The 21314-nt window shown below is 45.4% G+C and carries 19 protein-coding genes; 13 read left to right on the top strand and 6 right to left on the bottom strand.

From position 1 onward, the window contains the following. Nucleotides 1-21 precede the first annotated feature (21 nt). Genes infB through rbfA form a run of 3 tightly spaced genes read left to right on the top strand, consistent with a single transcriptional unit; the run spans nt 22 to nt 2876 of the window. Nucleotides 22-2139, top strand: coding sequence for a translation initiation factor IF-2 (gene infB / locus VNM22_22745; protein HWP49991.1), 2118 nt, complete (start codon nt 22-24; stop codon nt 2137-2139). 49 nt (nt 2140-2188) lie between these two features. After that, the gene (locus VNM22_22740) at nt 2189-2491 is read left to right on the top strand and encodes a DUF503 domain-containing protein (protein ID HWP49990.1); all 303 of its coding nucleotides are present in this window, start codon (nt 2189-2191) and stop codon (nt 2489-2491) included. Nucleotide 2492: 1 nt separating this feature from the next. Beyond that, nucleotides 2493-2876, top strand: coding sequence for a 30S ribosome-binding factor RbfA (gene rbfA / locus VNM22_22735; GenBank protein ID HWP49989.1), 384 nt, complete (start codon nt 2493-2495; stop codon nt 2874-2876). Between the two features lie 41 nt (nt 2877-2917). Here the strand turns inward: rbfA and VNM22_22730 are convergent, their stop codons facing one another. The 3 genes from VNM22_22730 to VNM22_22720 all read right to left on the bottom strand — a co-directional run bounded on the left by VNM22_22730 (nt 2918) and on the right by VNM22_22720 (nt 6015). Next, the gene (locus VNM22_22730) at nt 2918-4219 is read right to left on the bottom strand and encodes a nucleotide sugar dehydrogenase (protein ID HWP49988.1); all 1302 of its coding nucleotides are present in this window, start codon (nt 4217-4219) and stop codon (nt 2918-2920) included. A 75-nt stretch (nt 4220-4294) separates the two neighbouring features. Then, entirely contained in the window at nt 4295-4960 is a 666-nt protein-coding gene (rpe, locus tag VNM22_22725) for a ribulose-phosphate 3-epimerase (GenBank protein HWP49987.1), read from the bottom strand. A gap of 68 nt (nt 4961-5028) precedes the next feature. Beyond that, on the bottom strand, nt 5029-6015 hold the full coding sequence (locus VNM22_22720; GenBank protein HWP49986.1) for a PASTA domain-containing protein: 987 nt from the start codon (nt 6013-6015) through the stop codon (nt 5029-5031). 143 nt (nt 6016-6158) lie between these two features. On the opposite strand from VNM22_22720, the gene VNM22_22715 reads away from it, so the two are divergent. Continuing rightward, a complete protein-coding gene (locus VNM22_22715) occupies nt 6159-7013 on the top strand; it encodes a CDP-alcohol phosphatidyltransferase family protein (GenBank protein ID HWP49985.1) in 855 nt (284 codons plus the stop codon). 28 nt (nt 7014-7041) lie between these two features. On the opposite strand, the gene VNM22_22710 is transcribed toward VNM22_22715, so the two are convergent. Beyond that, nucleotides 7042-7785 (bottom strand): DUF4292 domain-containing protein, encoded by a 744-nt coding sequence (locus VNM22_22710; GenBank protein HWP49984.1) that lies wholly within the window; start codon nt 7783-7785, stop codon nt 7042-7044. Between the two features lie 227 nt (nt 7786-8012). After that, entirely contained in the window at nt 8013-9824 is a 1812-nt protein-coding gene (locus VNM22_22705; GenBank protein ID HWP49983.1) for a tetratricopeptide repeat protein, read from the bottom strand. A 628-nt stretch (nt 9825-10452) separates the two neighbouring features. Between VNM22_22705 and VNM22_22700 the strand changes: the two genes are divergently transcribed. The 9 genes from VNM22_22700 to VNM22_22660 all read left to right on the top strand — a co-directional run bounded on the left by VNM22_22700 (nt 10453) and on the right by VNM22_22660 (nt 20118). After that, nucleotides 10453-11649: a branched-chain amino acid ABC transporter substrate-binding protein gene (locus tag VNM22_22700; protein HWP49982.1), complete on the top strand. Its 1197-nt coding sequence runs from the start codon at nt 10453-10455 to the stop codon at nt 11647-11649. After that, nucleotides 11649-12596: a branched-chain amino acid ABC transporter permease gene (locus VNM22_22695; GenBank protein HWP49981.1), complete on the top strand. Its 948-nt coding sequence runs from the start codon at nt 11649-11651 to the stop codon at nt 12594-12596. The genes VNM22_22700 and VNM22_22695 overlap by 1 nt, the downstream gene beginning before the upstream one ends. Nucleotides 12597-12802: 206 nt before the next feature. After that, nucleotides 12803-13594 (top strand): ABC transporter ATP-binding protein, encoded by a 792-nt coding sequence (locus VNM22_22690; GenBank protein ID HWP49980.1) that lies wholly within the window; start codon nt 12803-12805, stop codon nt 13592-13594. Further along, entirely contained in the window at nt 13587-14300 is a 714-nt protein-coding gene (locus VNM22_22685) for an ABC transporter ATP-binding protein (GenBank protein HWP49979.1), read from the top strand. The genes VNM22_22690 and VNM22_22685 overlap by 8 nt, the downstream gene beginning before the upstream one ends. A 6-nt stretch (nt 14301-14306) precedes the next feature. Then, nucleotides 14307-15242: a hypothetical protein gene (locus VNM22_22680; GenBank protein ID HWP49978.1), complete on the top strand. Its 936-nt coding sequence runs from the start codon at nt 14307-14309 to the stop codon at nt 15240-15242. A 67-nt stretch (nt 15243-15309) separates the two neighbouring features. Beyond that, complete coding sequence (locus VNM22_22675; GenBank protein HWP49977.1) at nt 15310-15912, top strand: hypothetical protein; 603 nt, start codon at nt 15310-15312, stop codon at nt 15910-15912. Nucleotides 15913-16300: 388 nt separating this feature from the next. After that, nucleotides 16301-16924 (top strand): MotA/TolQ/ExbB proton channel family protein, encoded by a 624-nt coding sequence (locus tag VNM22_22670; protein ID HWP49976.1) that lies wholly within the window; start codon nt 16301-16303, stop codon nt 16922-16924. A gap of 72 nt (nt 16925-16996) precedes the next feature. After that, nucleotides 16997-19720, top strand: coding sequence for a DNA mismatch repair protein MutS (mutS, locus tag VNM22_22665; protein HWP49975.1), 2724 nt, complete (start codon nt 16997-16999; stop codon nt 19718-19720). Nucleotides 19721-19764: 44 nt separating this feature from the next. After that, on the top strand, nt 19765-20118 hold the full coding sequence (locus VNM22_22660; GenBank protein HWP49974.1) for a hypothetical protein: 354 nt from the start codon (nt 19765-19767) through the stop codon (nt 20116-20118). On the opposite strand, the gene VNM22_22655 is transcribed toward VNM22_22660, so the two are convergent. Then, nucleotides 20115-21281: a metal-dependent hydrolase gene (locus VNM22_22655; protein HWP49973.1), complete on the bottom strand. Its 1167-nt coding sequence runs from the start codon at nt 21279-21281 to the stop codon at nt 20115-20117. The two genes, VNM22_22660 and VNM22_22655, sit on opposite strands and share 4 nt — an antisense overlap. Nucleotides 21282-21314 lie beyond the last annotated feature (33 nt).

The raw sequence follows: 21314 nt of genomic DNA, 5'->3' as shown, positions 1-21314 counted from the left end.
GGATAGGAGGGAAGATGCATTATGGGAAAAAACGTGAGACTTTATGATCTTGCTAGAAGGCTTGGAATCGCCAGCAAGGATCTTGTAAAGCTAGTCCAGGGGGAAGGGATCGAGGTCACCAGCCACATGAGTTCGGTAGATAGTGATACGGCGGATCTAATCATGGATATATTTAGCTCCTCGGCTGAGACTAAAAAGGGAATGGAAGTAGCTGTAAAGCCCACTCCAACTCAAGAACCAGAGACTCTCAAGGTCCAGGAGAAAAAGGTCCAGGGAAAGAAAGATGTGAAGGCAGAGGCTGTAAAGGAAAAAAAGCCGGAAATAAAACCCGAGGTAAAGCCGGACGTAAAACCAGAAACGAAAAAACCCGATAAACCAACGCCTCCTGCAAGACCTACCATTGAAATGACAGAAGCTATCACGGTGAAAGAATTAGCAGAAAAAATGGGAGTTCCACCTCCTCAAGTTATTAAGTCCCTGATTAAGATGGGAATCATGGCCAATATTAATCAGATCTTAGATATCGATGCGGCTGTTTCGGTTGCAGATAAATTTGGTTTCAACGTAAAATCCATCGATTTAGAAGGGGAGAAATTGTTCCCCGGTGAGCAGGAGGATGAAAGTTTACTGAAACCAAGGCCTCCGGTTGTAACCATTATGGGCCATGTAGATCATGGTAAAACCTCTTTGTTAGATGCCATTAGAAAATCCAGGATTGCCGCTACAGAAGCTGGCGGGATTACCCAGCATATTGGAGCTTACAAAGTTCGATTGGATAAAGGGGAGATTGTTTTCCTGGATACACCTGGTCACGAGGCGTTTACGGCGATGCGGGCCCGAGGAGCCCGAGTTACCGATATTGTGGTCCTGGTGGTAGCTGCAGATGATGGCGTGATGCCTCAAACCATAGAAGCCATTGATCATGCAAAAGCAGCGGGAGTTCCCATTATTGTGGCCATCAATAAGATCGATAAACCCAATGCCGACCCTCAGCGCGTTAAAAATGAATTGACTAAATATGATTTGTTGCCCGAGGCCTGGGGAGGAAATACCATTTTCGTGGAAATATCCGCCAAACAGCGTATTAACCTGGATCTTCTGCTGGAGATGATCTTGCTTCAGGCTGAAATCATGGAGCTCAAAGCCAATCCGGATAGGCCTGCCAAAGGAACTATTCTAGAAGCTCGATTAGATAAAGGACGTGGCCCGGTTGCAACCGTCCTGGTGCAAAATGGAACCTTGCGAATTGGAGATCCTTTTGTATGCGGGCTCTACTATGGAAAGGTGCGGGCCATGATCGATGACATGGGTCACAAAGTCAAAGAAGCGGGTCCTTCTACCCCGGTAGAGGTTCTTGGCCTGACCGGTGTACCTTCTGCAGGAGATTCCTTTATCGTTGTCAGCGATGAACGTAAAGCACGTCAAATTGCCTTAAGCCGTCAAGAAAAACAACGGGAGGAAGAACTCTCAAAATCGGCTAAAGTTTCTCTGGAAGATCTATACCGAAAGATTCAAGAAGGAGATGTTCAAGAATTAAGGTTAGTGGTCAAAGCAGATACCCAGGGTTCTGTAGAAGCTATCAAGGAATCTCTGGAGAAATTAAGTACCCCACGGGTCCGGCTAAAGGTTATCCATGGCGCAGTGGGAGCCATTACTGAAACAGATGTAATGTTAGCTTCAGCCTCCAATGCCATTATCCTGGGATTTAATGTTCGACCCGAAGTCAAAGCAAGAATATCGGCAGAAAGAGAGAAAGTAGATATTCGCCTGTATAGTGTTATTTACGATGCCATATCGGATGTGAAAAAGGCTATGGAAGGACTCCTCAAACCTACCTATAAAGAAGTGATTCTGGGACAGGCCGAAATTCAAGAAGTCTTTTCCATATCTAAAGTAGGGATGGTCGCCGGGTGTCGAGTCCTTTCGGGTAAAATGGTCCGAAACGCCGAAATTCGTCTCATTCGAAACGGGGTCGTGGTTCATCAGGGTCGAATTGCTTCCTTGAAACGATTTAAGGAAGATGTTAAAGAAGTACCCAGCGGGTTTGAATGTGGGATCAGCTTGGAAAATTACAATGATATCAAAAGAGGAGATATCATTGAAGCCTTTTCTTATGAAGAAGTGGCCTCTAAATTATAAATTAACAATTATCAATTAATATTTTTTAATTGATAATTGATAATTCATAATGATTATCGGAATTTGCAGAGTAGAACTTTATCTTCCAAGCAATCACTCCTTAAAAGGAAAGCGACAGGTACTTAACAGCATCAAAAGCCGAATTAAAAATCGATTCAATGTTTCCATTGCGGAAATAGGGCATCTGGAAACCTGGCAGCGTTCTACCATTGGGATTGCTATGGTCAGCAACGATAAAAATTACGTGAATCAGGAATTGAACAAAGTCATAAATCATATAGAAGGCTCGGGAATAGTCAGTATTCTGGATTATGGAATCGAATTAACCAGCTTAAACCATGGAGAATTGTAATATGCGCAGGTATAAACGAGCAGACCGGGTTCGGGATCTCCTCCATCAGGAGGTTAGCCTTATCTTACAACGAGAAATAAAAGATCCTCGAGTCAAGCTAGTGATCATTACCCGGGTAGACCTGACAGAAGACCTTCGATATGCCAAGTTTTATGTAACAATTCCCTCGATTACCCAGATCCAAGGGGTTACGATAGCTGAGGAAAAGAAAAGGGAAATTTTAGGGGGGTTAGAGAGGGCTAGTGGCTATATTCGGGGCGAATTAGGTAAAAGATTAGATTTAAAATATATTCCGGATATCAAATTTGTTTTCGATGAAGCCCTGGAAGAGACCCATCGGGTTCTTCAGCTACTGGATAAAATCAGTTCCGAATCCAAAGGTTAAAGTCTCAGGTTAACAAAACCCGAGACTTTAACCTTGGGTTTTTATAATTTCCGAATCACCCTGCCAGAATCTCGAACATTTTTCGTAGCATTCCGGGTATCAATCACAACGTTAGAGTGATCTACCAGCCATTGGTAATCATAAGCACTATGATCGGTTACGATGACGGTGCAATCCATTTCGGCCAGAAGAGATTCTGTTAAGTTTACCGATTTTAAAACGATTCCTTCCTCTGTAATTTCAGGAATATAAGGATCATGGTAGTACACCCTGGCTCCCTGCTTTTCTAGAAGACGGATAATATCTAAGGCGGGAGACTCTCGAATATCGTTAACATCCTTTTTATAGGCTACCCCGATAATGAGAATTTTTGAGTTCTTGACACTTCTCTCCTTATCATTGAGAACTCCGGCAACTTTACTAATCACATAATTGGGCATGAAGGCATTGATCTCTCCGGCCAGTTCAATAAATCGTGCCGTATAATTAAGGGTTTTAAGTTTCCATGCCAGGTAAAAAGGATCCAGCGGAATACAATGACCTCCTAAACCCGGTCCCGGATAAAAAGGCATAAAGCCAAAAGGCTTAGTGGCTGCAGCATTGATGACTTCCCACACATCGATACCCAACTTATCACACATCAGTGCAATTTCATTAACCAGGGCAATATTAACGCTGCGAAAGGTATTCTCCAGAAGTTTAACCATTTCGGCCGTTTTGGTCGAAGAAACAGGAATCACCTTTTCAATGATCTGCTCATAGAGCGTCATGGCCATTTCGGTACATTGGGGGGTAATTCCACCGATGACCTTGGGAATATTTCGTGTGGTAAACCGGGTATTTCCGGGATCCACTCTCTCCGGGGAGAAAGCCAGATAAAAGTCTTCTCCAACTTTAAGGCCCGTTTTGCTTAATTCGGGTAAGATCACCTCATCGGTCGTTCCCGGATAGGTAGTACTTTCCAAAACGATCAGTTGCCCTTTATGTAAATACCGGGTAATCTGCTCCACAGCAGCTACGATATAGGAAATATCCGGATCTTTTGTCTTCCTCAAAGGGGTCGGCACACAGATACTGACGGCATCGATTTCTTTCAGAAGAGAAAAATCTGTGGAGGCCAGTAACCGCTTTTGCTGCAATGCCGCCTGGACCGCTTCTGGAGAAATATCCTGAATGTAAGAGTCGCCCCGGTTAATGGCATTAACCCTGTTGATATTTACATCAAACCCAATGACCTGAAAACCAGCCCTACAGAACTCTAAGGCTAAGGGGAGGCCTACATAGCCCAGTCCGATCACGCCGGCAACAGCTTTTCGTTGGAGAATCTTTTCTTTTAAATCCATTCTATTTTTTAATGATAGAAGTCGGGAGTCAGGAGTCAGGAAGTTAGTTTCTGACTCCTGGATTCTGACTCCTGATTAAACCTGAATAGCACAGGCTTCCTTTATTTTTCGTATCACACCGGCTGGATCCGAAGATCCAAAGACAGCCGATCCAGCCACTAAAATATCTGCACCTGCCAGGGCTATTTGAGCCGCATTGTCGACTTTAATTCCTCCGTCCACCTCAATTTCCAACCGGAGAATATTCATATCCTGCAAGATTCGCCGGAATCGCTGAATCTTAGAAAGTACCGAAGGAATAAATTTTTGCCCACCAAATCCGGGATTGACAGACATTAAAAGGGCCATATCGATCTCCTGGACAATCTCCTGCAGGCTTGTCAGAGGAGTAGCAGGATTTAAGGCAACCCCTACTTTGACCCCTTTTTCTTTAATAAGGTGAACCGTTCGGTGGAGATGGGTACAGGCTTCGACATGAACAGTAATAGAATCCGCACCACTCTTGATAAAATCCGGAATATAGGCATCTGGATTTTCAATCATCAGGTGCACATCCAGGGGAAGGGAAGTCCTTTTTCGTAAGGCTTCCACCACAATCGGTCCTATGGTCAGATTAGGAACAAAATGACCATCCATTACATCCACATGAATGAGATCTGCCCCCCCGGCCTCGACGATCTTAACTTCTTCGGCTAACCTGGCAAAGTCCGCCGATAATATGGAAGGAGCAACTTTAATCATGAAACGGGTGGCTTGAGACTAAAGACCCCAGGCCCGTTTTACAGACCTCTGGTCTCTCATCTCCAATTTTAAAATCGTCGTTGTTGGACCAACATGCCATCGATATAAATTCCTACTAAAGTCTCCCCAATAACCGGCACAGCCACCTGAATGCGCATCCCAGGAGGAAGGAATTGTCTAAAAATTTCAGAAACTCCCTCATCATTGTTGACAATCACCCGAACTTCCTGAGTAGGAGGACCTTCTGGAACTACATACTCAAGGGAAACCTGAGTAACCGGATTGGTTGGAATAAATCTGGACTCTGCTCCCAGTCCAGAAGACCCTTCACTTACCACCAGATTGACCAGGTTCTCTTTTTTAATAATCGTACCCGGTTTGGGGGTTTGACTGATAACCACATCGAACTCAACCCCTTCATAGGCTTCCCGCTCAACCCGTCCTACCACAAGCCCGATTTCTTCTAAAACTTTTTTGGCAAAGTCAAGCTTCTTTCCAATTAAATCCGGCATGATGTAGGACTTTTCAGAAGGTCCCCGGCTCAGTAAAAGATCTACTTTCCCCTTCTTACTATATTTAGACTCGCCCGGAGGATTTTGAGCAATAACACTATCCATAGGAACCTGATCTGAATGAATGTAAACCGTTCTTCCCGCTAAAAGCCCATTCTGTCTAAGAAGGATTTGGGCATTTCGCAGAGGCTTTCCTACCACGGTGGGAACGGTTACTTCCTCGGGTCCCAGACTTAGAACCACACGAACCGTTCGGTTTTGTTTTATTCGGGAATTCGGTGCAGGGTCCTGAGAAAGAACATGATTTTTAGGTATGCTGGTATCATTCTTCTCATCCACCAGCTTAAGGTTGAGACCTTTCTTGTATAAAAGCTGTTTGGCTTCCTCAACTTCTTTTCCGGTTAAGTCGGGTACTTCGACTTCACCTCCGGCCAGATAAAGTTTCATGACAATAAAACCACTCAGGAAACTCAATCCAACCAGGAAAACAACAAAGAAAATAAGCTTAAGCAGGTCTTTGAAAAATTTCAAAATCATGGCCATTTACTACAACCGGTTTACTACAACCGGGTAAAATGAAAAAACCGGTTATTAAATGTTAGCATTTAAACGGACAATGTCAAGTATAAAGCTCTAAGATTTTATTGTTGACAACCCTTGAATTGAATTTATATCATAGCGCAGTAATGAGGATAGATAAAAATATAGTCGGAAAGAAAGTAGGTGGACTTTTTGCCAGATGGCGAGATAGCCTGGCTCGACTCTTAATCAAGGCTGGATTTACCCCCAATACGCTCACGCTCATCGGATTAGGGATTAATGTGATTGCCACCATAGCCTTTGGTTATCGACGCCCTATATTGGCCGGAGTTATCTTGATTATTGCCGGAGCTTTTGATGTCCTGGATGGGGCCGTAGCGAGAATGTCCGGAAGGGTTACCAGTTTTGGAGCTTTCTTTGATTCGGTTATCGATCGATATTCGGATATAGCCATCTTTATCGGTATCATCATCTACTACGCCTTAGAGAAAAGCAAGTTCTATATAACCCTTTCGGTCATCGCCTTGATAGGAACTATTATGACCAGCTATGTACGGGCCCGAGCTGAGTGCATCATTCCCAGTTGTAAGGTAGGTTTCATGGAAAGACCGGAGCGAACCGTCACCATTATTATCGGCTCTCTAACCAACCACCTCTACATGGTTGTCTGGATTCTGGCTTTCTTCACAAACCTCACGGTGATCCATCGTATCTTCGAAACCCGAAGACAATTAGCTAAAGTTCCTGCAGGCGTAAGTCCCGAACCTATTCTATCCCTGGATGAAACGTATACACCCTCCACTCCCCTGGAAAGAGTCTTCCAGGGTATTAAAAGGGTTTTATTCTGGGATTATCCCAGATTAACCTGGCAACATGATCTTCTCTGTGGGATGCTGATAGTCCTTCTGGTCTTCGCGCCGTATGCTTTATTCTTATTTTTTCTTTATGCCCTGATAGGGATTATTCTTGTGGTTCGCCTGATTTCTGCTTCTTCATCTTAAATTATCTTCAGCCTCCGGGGAAGCCTTATTAGTCCGACCCATCCGGGCGTTCAAATTCTTTAAAAGGGGCCAGATGCTCTAAGGGTTCTTCTGCAGGACTATCTAACAGACGAACGGTGACATTTTCAGGAGGTTTCAAATAAAAAAGATCGCCATCTAAACTCTGGTTCACCTCAAAACTCTGATACGTCAGCTCGATACGGGTTTTATCTAAAGGTTTATCGATAATTACCTTTCCCGGAACGGGATAGCCGTCTGCACTTCGATAATCTTCCCACATAACTTTAAGAAGCAGGACCCCGTCGGGAAGTCGATAAGATTCCATCTGGGAGAAGGTGTTGGTGGTCGCATCTAAAGAAATCAACTGCCGGATTTGAGACCGGGTCGAGATCAACTCCAACTGGTATACCTTTTGATCTGGAAAATAACGGGATTGTTTTGAGCTGATCTTTTCCAATCGAGGAGGATTGCCCGATAAAACGCGAACCACATCTTCAACAGCCAGATTAAGGCCGGTCAACTTAAACAGATTTGCCTGAGAAGCCGTACCCGAATAATACTGATTATCTCTTTTAGAATAAAGGGATAGGGACTTACCGTTGGAAACAACAAATAAAGCAGGTTGATTTAAAAATCCCAGGGTCTCCAACCTGAACAAGTTCGGTTTCTCAAGAACGATGACCTCCGTAAATCGATACTTTTTGTTCTCGCTGACCAGCCGGATCTTGGCAATACCTCGGAAGTTTTGAAAACCGGCCATACGTTGTTCCATCAACTGGTATAACTCCCCGGTAGATAATTTAGCCGGTGTAGAAAGCGGGGTAAGAGGGGGAGGTAGTTTTTTTGCGCAACCCTCAATGAGAAGCAAAAACCAAGAAACAAGAAGCAGGTAACAAGGAATCGAGGAAGAGAGATGAAAATAAATAGACTTCCACAACTTCAGCTCTCTGGCCTTTACTCCTTGTGCCCCTTTTATAGATGCTCTTTGCGTCCTGTTTCTCACTTCTGATTTGCTTCTGATTTTAGTCTGAGTCGGATTTCATCTAACTTTTTCTGGACTTGCTTCTCGTTTTCCGGTTTTAACTTTAAGGACTTTTCATAGGCATCGATAGCTTTCTGGAACCAGCCTTTTTTAGAATAGGCATCTCCCAGATGTTCTTGAACGGTTGGATCATCCTTAATTAAGTTTGCGGCACGCTCCAGTTCCCGAATCGCCTCATCAATCATCCCTTTTTGATAATACACCCAGCCCAAGCTATCGATGTAGGCCCCATTGTCCGGCTCCAGCTCCAAAGCTTTTTGAATTGCCGTAAGGGCTTCATCGAGGCGGATCCCCTTTTCGGCCAGCATATAACCATAGTAATTGAAGGCATTACTGTAGGTAGGATCCAGATCCATAACCTTTTTGAACATCTCAAGGGCTTCATCAAATCGGCCCAGGCGCTCCAACACGGCCCCGGTATGAAATTGTAAGGTGGCCAGTAAAGCAGGATCCTTTTCATTCTGCTGGAGGCCATTTTGAAGAACCTTTAAAGCATCTTCATAGCGTTTGGCCTGGCTATAAGCAATTCCCAATAAAATATAAGCCCGGGTCTTGTCCGGAAATAGTTCCAGGGTTTTCTCAAACATTTTTATCGCCTGATCCTGTTTACCCTGTTGAGAAAGGAGCATTCCGATTCGAATCCGGGTATCAAAAGATTTAGGATCCTGTTCCAGAACCTTTTCCCATTCCCCCAGCGCTTCATTGTACTTTTGATTCTCCTCCAAGGTGGCTGCAAGATAAGCTCGAACCTCAATATTCTCCGGATGGAGGGCCAGATAATCCTTGAAAAGACTCTCAGCTTTTTCATACTGCTTGGATTCGTAGTAAATAACGCCGATATCGATATCGATTTCATCATTATCGGGATCCACACTTTTAAGTTTCTCGGCATATTGTAAAGCTTTGGTATAATCCTTCAATTGGGTATAAAGTCTCATGAGCCGATCCATTATACGGGGCTCTTCCCCGATGGCATGTAAGGCCCTCTCGTAGGTTTCTGCCGCCTTTTTATATTGTTTTTGTGTCTCATAGAGAGCTGCCAAAGTCGCATAGGCCTGAATAAAATCAGAATCGACTTCGATGGCCTTCTCGAAGCTCTGGATAGCCCGGTCCAGATCCTTCATTTCGAGATAGATTTGCCCCATCTGATAGAACCCGACTTGAGCATTTTCAGGCTGATCGGTTAACCGATTTAAAACCTCTAAAGCCTTGGTATAGTCCTTCTTTTCTTTATATAAACCTGCTAAAGCAATATAAGGTTGTGCGTCTTTCGGATTGAGTTCGATGACTTTTTGATATTCCTGGATAGCCTGTTCCTTTTCATTAAGCCCGGAATACACAGCCGCTAGTAATGTTCGAGCGGGGAGATAGGAAGCATCTAAAACCAAAGCCTTCTCGCAGACTTCTTTAGCCCTATAGAAGTCTCCTTTACGAGCCAAAGCTTTTCCAAGCTCTACGTATAAAAAGGGGGATTTATCATCTAACTTAAGGGCATCGGAGTAGTGAGTAATCGCCTGCTCAATATCCCCTGAGGCGAGGGCTAAGACCCCGAGTTGATAGTGATAATAAGCTTGAGCATCGATCGCCTTTACATTTTCAAGTTTTTTCTCTGAATTCTCTTTGACTTTATCATGCCCTATGCTAACCACCTCCGCTTGAGATTCCAATGAAGGAGGTGTTGACTTAGCCGTTGAACTACATGAATTTAAAAGGACAATCAAAATCCAGAAAGTCCCCTTACTTTTAAATAAACGTTTAATCGTATCCATGTGATCCCTTCTAAAGATAGAGTTGGTGTTCATAAAAGCCCATTAACCCATTCATTAAAGACACTATATCGTTTCTACCGTCCCCTGTCAAGGAATAAAGATATTCAGAAAAAAGTGTTGACAATCCCTCTTAAAACCCGATATGAAAAGATTTAACTACTTGACGCATATCCTTAAAGGTAAGAAGTAAAACGTACCACGTAATGTATAAGACGTATCTAACCTTCCTTCGGTCAGGTATAAAAAACAGGTTTTATATCGACTTGTAAGTAAACAGGTGGGAGGCCCTGGTGAGTTCCTGGATATATCGGAATAAACCCGGCGAAGCGATTTTTCCTGGGATTGTTTCTTTGTGGAGTTTATCCTGAGTCTGCTGAAGGGGCCTCTTACAAGGACAAATTATTTCTTCGGGAAATACTACCGATCGGGTGGTTTTGTAAAGCTAAAGGGGCAGGGTTCTTTTCCCTCCCCCGGCCCCTCCCCCAGGGTAGGAGGAGAGCCGGTAAATCTCCAGACCAACTCCTCAACTCCCCTCGCCCGCAGCGTGGGAGAGGAACCGGGGGGGGTCGTCTAAAAGTCAAGCAAAACCAAGTAAACAAAGCGTCATAAATAGGAGGTTTTAAAGGCTATGTTTTATACATTACGCTGTATGGTTTTAAGAGCCATGAAAAAAACTCAGAATTCTCCGAGAATTTTAAGGATTCTTGCTTTAGCTTTAAGCTTTCTTGTTCAGATGACGCTGGTTTTAGAAACTTCTTATGCTACAGAGGTCATTAAGATTGCGGTGGGAATTCCCCTGACAGGTCCTCTGGCTAAACAGGGGCAAGAGGTGGCCAACGCAGTTAAGCTGGCTGCTGAGGAATGGAATGAACGGGGGGGTGTACTGGGAGCCAGGATTGAGGTTCTGGAAGCCGATGATCAGGGAAATCCCCAAATGGGAGTTACCGCAGCTGAAAAAATCATAGCGGATCCGGCGGTCATGGGAGTAGTTTATGGAATAACCAGTGTAACCTGTATTCCTGCATCGGAAAAATTTGAGGCTGCCAATCTGGTTATGATCTCCCCCGGATGTACCAATCCTAAGGTGACGGATCGAGGCCTGAAGGTTGTCAACCGCGTTTGTGCACGGGATGATGCCCAGGGTCCTGCAGGGGCTATCTTTGCAGTGGAAGAGCTAAAAGCCAAAAAAATTGCTATCTTTGACGATGGAACGACTGGGCCTCGGGGAGCCGCCGATGAATTCGAGAAAAAAGCTAAAGAGTTGGGAGCCCAAACCTTTCGTTTTGTTATTAAGGCCGGAGATAAAGACCTCCGTTCCATACTGGGAACCGTTCCGAAAGATGTACAGGTCATTTATGCCAGCCTATGGTCACCAGAGGCTTCCCTGATGGCTAAGCAACTGCCGGAGGTGGGCCTGGATGTTCGTATGATTGGGCCCGATGGTCAATTTGAGCCTGTGGATTATATTCAGGCTTCCGGAGGAGCTGCAGAGGGAAATTACGTAAGTTTTCTGGCTCCGGATATGAGAAAAGTTCCTGAAGCCGCCGAATTTGTTAAAAAATTTGAAGCCCAATACGGACCTTTAAGTTCTTATGGTCCTCTGGCTTATGAAGCCGCAAATATTATCCTGACGGCTATTCAAAAGGTCGGTAAGGCCGATCGTGCAGCTATCCGGGATGCAGTCCGTGCCACAAAGGATTATAGAGGAATTCTGGGGGTTCCCATCTCCTTTGATGAAAAAGGGGATGTGGCCGGAGGAGTTATTTACTTTTACCAGGTCAAAAATAATGCCTTTGAGCAGGTGAAGACCATTGTGGTGAAATAATGAATTTTGAACAGACTCTTCAAATTCTTCCCCAACAACTGGTCTTTGGATTCGCCCTGGGGAGCGTGTATGGATTGATCGCCCTGGGATATACCATGGTTTATGGGATCCTGTTCATGATCAATTTTGCCCATGGGGAGGTTTTTATGATCGGGGCTTACCTGGGTTGGGGGGTTCTCACCTGGCTTTTGTCCCTAAAGCTATCCTTTCTCCATCCTATTTGGGTTCTCCCCTTGTTGTTAGGAATCGCCATGCTGGGATCTGCGTTTGTTGGAGTAACTCTGGAGTTTTTAGCTTATCGTCCCCTTTATAAACGGGGAGCTTCCCGACTTGCCCCTCTAATCAGTGCCATTGGAGCTTCTATCTTCCTACAAAATGCCGTTATGCTTACCCAGGGAGCCCGCATGAAGGTTTACAGTAGCCGGCTCCTCTTCCCACCCTCCTGGAGAATTCAGGTGGGAGGGGTGAATATATCTGCCATTGTTATCGTTATCACCCTGGTCTCGTTGGGAATCATGATGGGGCTTTATTACCTGGTTCATAGAACCACACTGGGACGTGCTATGCGAGCTGTAGCGGAAGACCGGGAAATGGCAAGCTCTATGGGGATCCCTATCAATCGGATTATCTCCTTGACGTTCTTAATCGGCTCCGCTTTAGGAGGTGCAGCCGGCGTTCTCATCGGCATTTACTATACCCAGATCGATTTCTTTATGGGTTACTCAGCCGGACTTAAAGCCTTTACGGCAGCCGTCCTGGGAGGAATCGGAAATATTCAAGGAGCCATGATAGGAGGACTGACCCTGGGAATTATTGAAAGCCTGGGAGTCACTTTTTTAAATCCAGCTTACCGGGATGTGGTAACCTTTGTGGTTTTGATCCTGACTTTGATCTTTAAACCAACCGGCCTTTTAGGAGAAACCCTGGCCGAGTGGAAAAAAATTTAAACGGCCATTTTTACTGCAAAGACCCGAAGAAAACAGGACGCGGAGATTAATACTTTGCTAGCGTTTCTTGCAATGAGACAGCATTTATGAACTGCAGCAGAATATAAAAGACCTGGGGAGGCAGGGATAATTTCCGAGCCCCTGGGTCTCCGCTTTTAATGCTCCTTCTCAGGTCTCCTGGGTTTTTGCGGTGAACTTGCTGAGAATTGGCACTGCTTGAAGTACAAAACTTGACCAAAGATTTTGGGGGATTACGGGCGATCAATGCCTTAAACTTTACCCTGAAAGAGGGGGAAATTGTAGGTCTTATTGGTCCCAATGGGTCCGGAAAGACCACCCTGTTCAACCTTATTACAGGACTCCTTCCGGTTACAGAGGGGCACATTTTTTTTAAAGAAAACCGCTATGATCTGGCACACTTAAAGCCCCATCAAATTACCGCTTTGGGGATTGCCAGAACCTTCCAGAACCAGAGGCTTTTTAACAAGATGACCGTTCTGGAAAATGTACTGGTAGGATTCCATTGCCGTACCCGAAGCGGGATTTGGGGAAGTATTCTTCGAACCCCTGCTACCCAAAGGGAACAAAAAGAGGTCAAAGAGAAAGCGACCCAGCTCTTAGAAATTTTCGGAACGCGCCTGATAGATAAGAGAAACGATTTGGCCTGGACGCTCTCTTATGCGAATCGCCGTCGGTTAGAAATCGCCCGGGCTTTGGCAACCCATCCCACTCTGCTTCTCCTCGATGAGCCTGCAGCCGGCATGAATCCTCAAGAAAGTCGGGAGCTAATGGCGGATATTAAGAAAATCCGAGACCATGGCATAACCATTTTGCTCATCGAGCACGATATGACCATTGTCAAGGGGATTTGCGAACATGTCATAGCCCTGGATCACGGAGTAAAAATAGCAGAAGGCGTTTTTGAAGAAGTACGGCGAAATGAAAAAGTCATTGAAGCTTATTTAGGGAGGAGAGCAGGACTTGGAAAAGATGCTTAATCTCACCAATGTGGTAACCTATTATGGACCTATCCAGGTCCTGAAAAGGATCAATCTGCATATTTATCCCGGTGAGATTGTTTCTCTGTTGGGTGGAAATGCTTCTGGCAAAACCACCACCATGAAAACAATCTTGGGCATTGTCAAACCGGTTCAGGGAACCATTGAGTTCGAAGGTAAGCGGATCGATGGGCTTCCCACCGAGAAGATTGTAAGTATGGGAATTGCCCGGGTTCCAGAAGCCCGTCGTATCTTCTCTCGGATGACGGTCCGGGAGAACCTGGAGTTAGGGGCCTTTGTACGCCGGAAGGAGCCTCCTCAAAGTATCTTAGAAGACCTGGAAAAGGTTTATAAGCTGTTTCCCCGACTCAAGGAACGGGAAAATCAATTGGGAGGAACCCTCAGCGGCGGAGAACAACAGATGCTGGCCATGGGTCGAGCTCTGATGGCAAGACCTCGATTGATTTTGATGGACGAACCTTCTATGGGACTATCCCCTCTTTTTGTAGAAAAAGTCTTTGAGACGATCCAAGAAATTAATCGGCAAGGTATTACTATCCTTTTAGTAGAACAGAATGCAAATATGGCCCTTTCCATTGCCCATCGGGGATATGTTTTGCAAAATGGGGAGATGATTCTCCACGATACGGCCGAAAATTTGTTAAAAAGCGAAGCCGTTCGAAAGGCCTATTTAGGAGAAGAATAGAAGACCATGAAAACCTCCTGGAATCCTTATCTCAAAGTTGGGATAGCCCTGGTTCTGGCTCTTATTCTACCCTTGTTCCTACCCAATGATTATTGGATAGGAGTTCTGGCTCGGGTTGGGCTTTATGCCATGTTGGCCTTGGGACTCAATATTGTCGTAGGATTTGCCGGACTATTGGACCTGGGGTATGTGGCTTTTTACGGTATCGGCTCTTATGTTTATGCCTTTCTGGCTTCCCCTCACTTTGATATTCACTTACCTTTTTGGGTAGCCCTACCGGTGACGGTTCTGGTAACGGCTATCTTCGGAATTCTTTTGGGAGCCCCTACCCTGCGACTTCGAGGCGACTACCTGGCGATTGTAACCCTTGGATTTGGAGAAATTACCTACATCCTGCTTATTAATCTGGATAGGCCTGTCAACATCACCAATGGGGTTAACGGCATTTTAAGCATCGATCCGCCTAAAATAGGCCCCTATGTATTTACCCATAACCTGGAATATTATTACCTCATTCTGGGATTCCTTTTGCTGACATTGCTGGTCTCCCACCGACTGAACCACTCTCGGATCGGCTGGGCCTGGGGGGCCATTCGGGAAGATGAGATCGCGGCACAGGCCATGGGAATTAACATAACCGTTGCCAAACTCCAGGCTTTTGCCATAGGAGCATCCTTCGCCGGAATGGGCGGGAGTATTCTGGCCTCCTGGCAACGATCCGTGTTTCCAGAAAATTTCCTGTTCTATGAATCGGTCAACATCCTTTGCATGGTCATTTTGGGTGGAATGGGAAATCTAGTCGGAATCCTTATCGGCGCCGGAATCCTGGTTATCCTCCCTGAAATCCTCCGGGAATTTCGCCTGTATCGCATGCTTTTCTTTGGTCTCTTACTGATGATTCTGATGATTTTTAGACCTCAAGGACTCGATAGGAAATCTTGAATTTACTTGACAAACGTTTTTCCTTATGGCACTAAGTCGGTAAAGAACTCTTATTTAGGAGAAAAACATGATAAACTTGCCGCTATTCCTGGAATGGTTTGGAACCCTGTCTCTGCTGTTTAGTATTCTGGCCCTCTATGCAGTCCTTTTTAGATCCCTGCTGGGTAGAGTAGAAATTCAGGATCTTAAGCTTTTCATTTTTGTCATGATAGCCGGGGTTCTGCTCAGTCAACTTCTCTTTTGGGAAAGCGGTGCCTTTGACCCCATGCGGACCAATCCCGTCCTAAAGATCCTGTGGTTTGGAGGAATTGCTTTTTTTATCGGATCGGTCCTCATTTTATTTTCCTTAATCAGCCGCGCCATTACCCAAAATGCTCCTACGACCCGAAGTTTACTCACGTCCATTATCTTTAAATTCCTGGTTATTGCCATTGGTCTCTGGCTCACTTACGTGGGCGGAGTTTTTAATCCCAATAATCTCCCCTTCCGAAGTTCTTTATTTACCTGGGCAGGAATGGCTTTTTTTACGGCTTCGGTTATCGCCTTGGGAAGTATTTTATATGATGCCATCTCCACTAAAGTAACCTTTATTACCTCCATTCTCGTCTATACGGTCATCAGCGGAATTATCCTGGGTATTATTATGCTTAAGTTGAGTGGAGCTCTTTAGCAGGTTTTGACAAGATTTTTTTCTTCCATAAGCTCTAAATCCTCTTCTCCCCGGTTTTACCGCTTGACACCGAATTAGCTGACTTCTTATAATCTTATAATGATGAAAGATAAAAGCAAAATTACACACCTTATCCAAGAAAGAGTTAATTTCATACTTTCTCAAGTTGAGAATAATACGTGAGGGAAGCCATAGCGCGTGGCGAGGGGAGTGAAGTCCTCTGCTGGTGTAGGGAGAAGGCTTTGTTGCCTGTTTATTCTGAGCTCAGTCCAAAGGCTCCTTGTAAGGAGAGCCTGGATCCCATTTTTAACCAGAAAAGGTAAAAAATTCTATTTCATGTAAATCTGGGGTTTGAATCGGACTTCAGATGCTTTAAATAGGGGAGTACATGTTTGACTTACTGATTAAGGGTGGGTATATCATGATTCCCATCCTGTTTTGTTCAGTGCTATCCGTGGCAATCATCATCGAACGGTTCCTGAGCTTGAGAACCGAACGGGTGGTTCCCCGGATATTTTTTAATCGTATTAAAGCCCTCCTCCTGGAAGGTCATATTAATGAAGTTCTGGCTATCTGTTCCAAGAGCGATAAGCCCATCGCTAAAGTTCTGGAAGCCGGAATTATGAAATACTATTTTGGTCGGGATGAGATTAAAGAAGCTATTGAAGATGCCGGGCGACATGAAGCGGCCAAGTTGGAAAAGTATTTGGGGGTTTTGAATACCATTGCAGGGATAGCCCCATTGTTGGGATTACTGGGAACGGTAAGCGGAATGATTAAAGCATTCAGTGTGATCTCTGTGGTAGGCGTGGGACAACCGGAAAAATTGGCTGCAGGTATTTCGGAAGCCCTTATCGCTACCGCTGCAGGGTTGACCGTTGCCATTCCAACCCTGGTTTTCCATAACTATTTTGCTGAGAAAGTAGATCGCCTGGTCTTGGAAATGGAGAAGCGCTCCATGGAACTGACGGAGATTCTCGCCCAGAATCAGCGAGATGAGTGGAAAGTATAGTACTGAGTTAAATAAGAACTGAGTTGTTCTGTCTTACTTGGCACTCAGTACTCAACATCCAGTACTTGTAAGATGTACGAGTTAACTCCCTTAATGCAACAATACTGGCAGATTAAGAAGGATTACCCGGATACCATCGTTCTTTTTCGGATGGGGGACTTCTATGAAATGTTTGATCAGGATGCTGAAGTAGCTTCCAGGGTTCTTCAGATTACCCTGACCTCTCGGCGGACGCATAAGGAAGAAAAAGGAGTTCCCATGTGTGGGGTTCCCCACCATGCTGTGGATTCTTATCTGGCCAAACTGGTCAGAAATGGTTTTCGGGTAGCTATTTGTGAACAGCTTGAAGATCCTAAATTTGCTAAGGGGCTCGTTAAACGGGATGTAATTCGGGTAGTTACCCCGGGAACAGTTCTGGACACCCGAATGTTGGAAGCCAAGGAGAATAACTTTATTGTTGCCCTTGCCCAAAAGGATCAGGTCATCGGCATGGCTCTGCTGGATATATCCACCGGAGAATTTCGCATTTCAGAATTTCGAGGGTCCCAGAAGGTCCAAAAGTTGAAGGATGAACTGGAACGGGTAGAACCTAAAGAGATCCTGGTCCCTGAAATAGGGGAAGAATCCTTGCTTCTGACCGAGTTATTCGGCCATTCCAAGAAACAAGAAGTAAAAAATAAGAAACAAGAAACTCTGACCCATGGCTTCTGGCATCCGACCTCTAAATTCTGTATTACCCATTATCCCCCCCAAGCATTCCTGTATGAAAATGCCGAGCGTATGCTTCGAGAACACTTCAAAACCGCTTCTCTATCGGGATTTGGTTGCCAGGGCTTATTTCGGGGTATCTCTGCAGCTGGAGCTTTATTGAGCTATATCCAGGAAACGCAAAAAACTTCCTTGGATCACATTCGAAGCCTTCGGGTCTTTAATGTGGAAGATTACATGGTCCTAGATGCGGCTTCCCAGCGGAACCTGGAGTTGACCCGAACTATTCTGGACCACTCCCGGCAAGGCTCTTTGTTGGGACTTTTGGATTGCACAATGACGGCCATGGGGGGGCGAACCCTGCAAGCCTGGTTGAAGCACCCTTTACTAGACCTTAAAGCTATTGAGCAGCGGCTGGAGGCCGTAGCAGAATTTAAGGACAATTTAATTCTACGTGGGGATTTGCGAGAACTTCTCGACGGAGTCTATGACCTAGAGCGCCTTATCGGGCGGTTGACCCTTATGGCCGCCAACGCCCGGGATTTGGTCGCCCTTAAACTTTCCATTTGGAAAATCCCGGCCATTAAGAACCTCCTGCAATCGGCAGTCACAGGTCGGTCATCCTTAATTCAAGATTTGATCCAGGCCTGCGATGAACTTTCGGATATCGGCGAGCTCATCGATCGGGCTATTGTCAATGAACCGCCTATCACCTTGAGGGAAGGGGGTCTCATCAAAGAAGGCTATAACCAGGAGCTGGATGAACTCCGAAAAATATGTCGGGAAGGAAAGGATTGGATTGCCCATCTGGAACAAACCGAACGGCAACGGACCCGGATCAACTCCTTGAAAGTTCGCTACAATAAGGTCTTTGGCTACTTTATCGAAGTAACCAACCCCAACCTTTCCATGGTTCCAGAGGATTACATTACCAAACAAACCCTGGTGAATTGCGTGCGATTTATCACCCCTGCTTTGAAAGAATATGAGGCCAAAGTTCTGGGAGCTGAAGAGCGGATCGTAGAACTGGAATATCAACTCTTCCAGCAGGTCCGGGAATCGGTTTCCAAAGAATCCGAGCGGATTTTAAGTACTGCTCGGGCCTTAGCCCAGTTAGATGTCCTCTCCTCCCTGGCCGAAGTGGCCGCTCGTTATAACTATACCCGACCCCAGGTGAACGACGGGGATAAGATCGAAATTATTGAAGGGCGACACCCGGTCGTGGAGCAACTCCGTAGAGAGGAGGCCTTTATCCCCAATGATGTCTATCTAGACACTGAAGGAAATACCCTCCTGATCATTACCGGGCCGAACATGGCCGGAAAATCGACCTTCCTCCGTCAGGTGGCTTTAATTGTTCTAATGGCTCAAATCGGCAGTTTTGTTCCGGCTAAAAAAGCCACCATTGGCCTTGTAGATCGTATCTTTACCCGGGTAGGGGCTTCCGATAATCTGACCGGAGGGGAAAGTACTTTCATGGTGGAAATGAATGAAACGGCCAACATTCTGAATAACGCCACTCGAAAGAGCCTGATTATCCTGGATGAAATCGGACGAGGAACCAGCACCTATGATGGCCTTAGCATTGCCTGGGCAGTGGCTGAATATATCGCAAATAAAATAGGAGCCAAAACCCTTTTTGCAACCCATTACCATGAATTGACCGAACTCGCCTCAACCTTACCCGGTGTCCAAAACTATAACGTGGCCGTCAAAGAACAAAATGATGAAATCATTTTTCTTCGAAAAATCATAAAGGGAGGAACCGATCGCAGTTACGGTATTCAGGTGGCTCGACTGGCCGGCCTACCCTCAGAAGTCCTTCAGCGAGCTAAGGAAATCCTATCCCATTTAGAAGCCGACGGACTGGACCATAGAGGAGTTTCAACCGTTGGAAAAGTAAAAAAATCTCAGAAGATCCTTAAAAATAACCTCCAACTAACCCTTTTTACCCCCATCTCTTCGCCGGAACCTCCTTCACAACCTCACCCGGTGATCGAGGAGTTGAAAAGCTTGAATGTGAATACCCTAACCCCTCTGGAAGCCTTGAATAAATTGGCCGAGTTACAAAAGAAAGTAGAAAGCTGAGTATGGGAGTATGGGGGGGTGGGAGGGTGGAAGGGTGGGGGGGTGTGGAAGGGTGGAGGGTATGGAAGGGTGGAAGGGTGGAAGTATGGGAGTGCGGGAGGAAGAATATACTCCCAACTCCCATACCCCCATACCTCCATACCCCCGTACCCCCACACTCCCACACCCCCATACTTACTCTACGCATGGAAGAGGCTCAAAAATCGAGAAAATATGAGATTAATAAAATTTCCACAGCCCTGCTGGGGAACCTGGATCTCAAACAATATCCCTCCGACATCCAAACCCGAATTAAAACCTATACCAAACAGTTGGCTGAAACGGTTGTAGACGGAACGGCCCTCTTTCCGGAGGTGGCCAGGAAGTTAAGGGAGTTTATCCAGGAGATTTCCCCCTAATTTGCAAACCCTTGCCGGATTACCTCGCCATTGGGTCCGATAATAATTTCAAGGACAAAGGGGGTACGTCGAAGCCTGGAGTTGAACCTTAAATCGAAGTATTCTATGATGTGGGTAGAACCTAAAGTTTGATACGTAATCACAGGAAACCTGGCAAACCACAGGAATAATTGGACAACGGGAAGATTCTCGGCCATGGTAAGGTACTCATTTTTTGGGGGATCTTGAAAAACTGAAAATTCAGGCATTTGAGGCGTTAAAATATTGAACCAATTCTGATAAGAAGCTTCTCGGGTTTTGATAACACCGGACCAGTTAAAGGGCGAAAGGGGTTGTGGAAAGGCCGCATAGCTGACAACCTGAAGCCCTTGTTTCTGGATGTAATCCTCCACCTTTTTCAAGGCTATCCAATGATTCATCCAACAAAGTCCCATGTAGAAAAGGAGAACGATTAATCCAATTCGACAGGGGACGGTTCTGTCCAGTCGATAAATCCATCCCTTTATTCCAGGAACCAGGATGAGGGCGGTAAAAAGAAGGATTATCCCAAGGAGAACCTTCCAGGGAACTTCCTTGTGAACCAGTCGGGAAAGGAAAAGGGTCACGGAGAAAGCCAGAAGGTAAAACATAAAACAGACAAACCCTGCACGACGGAAGGGGTTGGAGAAAGGAGAGAAGAGAGGTGGGGAGGACTTCCCACCTCGGGAAGAGGGATTTAGATAAATCCAGACGATGAGCTGAGGGGTTACAATAATTCCCGTAAAGATCAGGTCGATAATAAAAATCATATCCCAGGCAACCCGCCGATCACTGAAGGGAAAAAAGATCATGGTTCCGAATGAAGTTGGTAAGTCTAAAAAGATGTGGCTGAGGATACCCAGCAAGGAGAGGAAATAGAGATTCCAGTATTTTTTATAGGTACTAAATCGATAAAAAATACCTGCCAATAAGGCTGAAAAGAAGAGAGCGCCTAAAAAAGAGTGGGTTAAACTCCGATGATATCTTAAATAGAGAAACTCATTTCCCACCAGATCCACGATAACATCGCTATCCGGGAAAACTGCACTGACTACCAGAACCGTGGTTGCCACTTTTCCTATTCGTTGACTAAATCCGGTTTTAGCAATGAGCGCACCGGCCAATCCATGGGTTAACGTATCCATTTTCTGTTACCTCCACCCTCAAACGAGGACGTT

It is taken from the genome of Candidatus Limnocylindrales bacterium (genome assembly GCA_035559535.1).
Lineage (GTDB): Bacteria > Moduliflexota > Moduliflexia > Moduliflexales > JAUQPW01 > JAUQPW01.
Note: the sequence above shows the minus strand (reverse complement) of the source record. Positions and strands in the feature narration are given on the sequence as shown.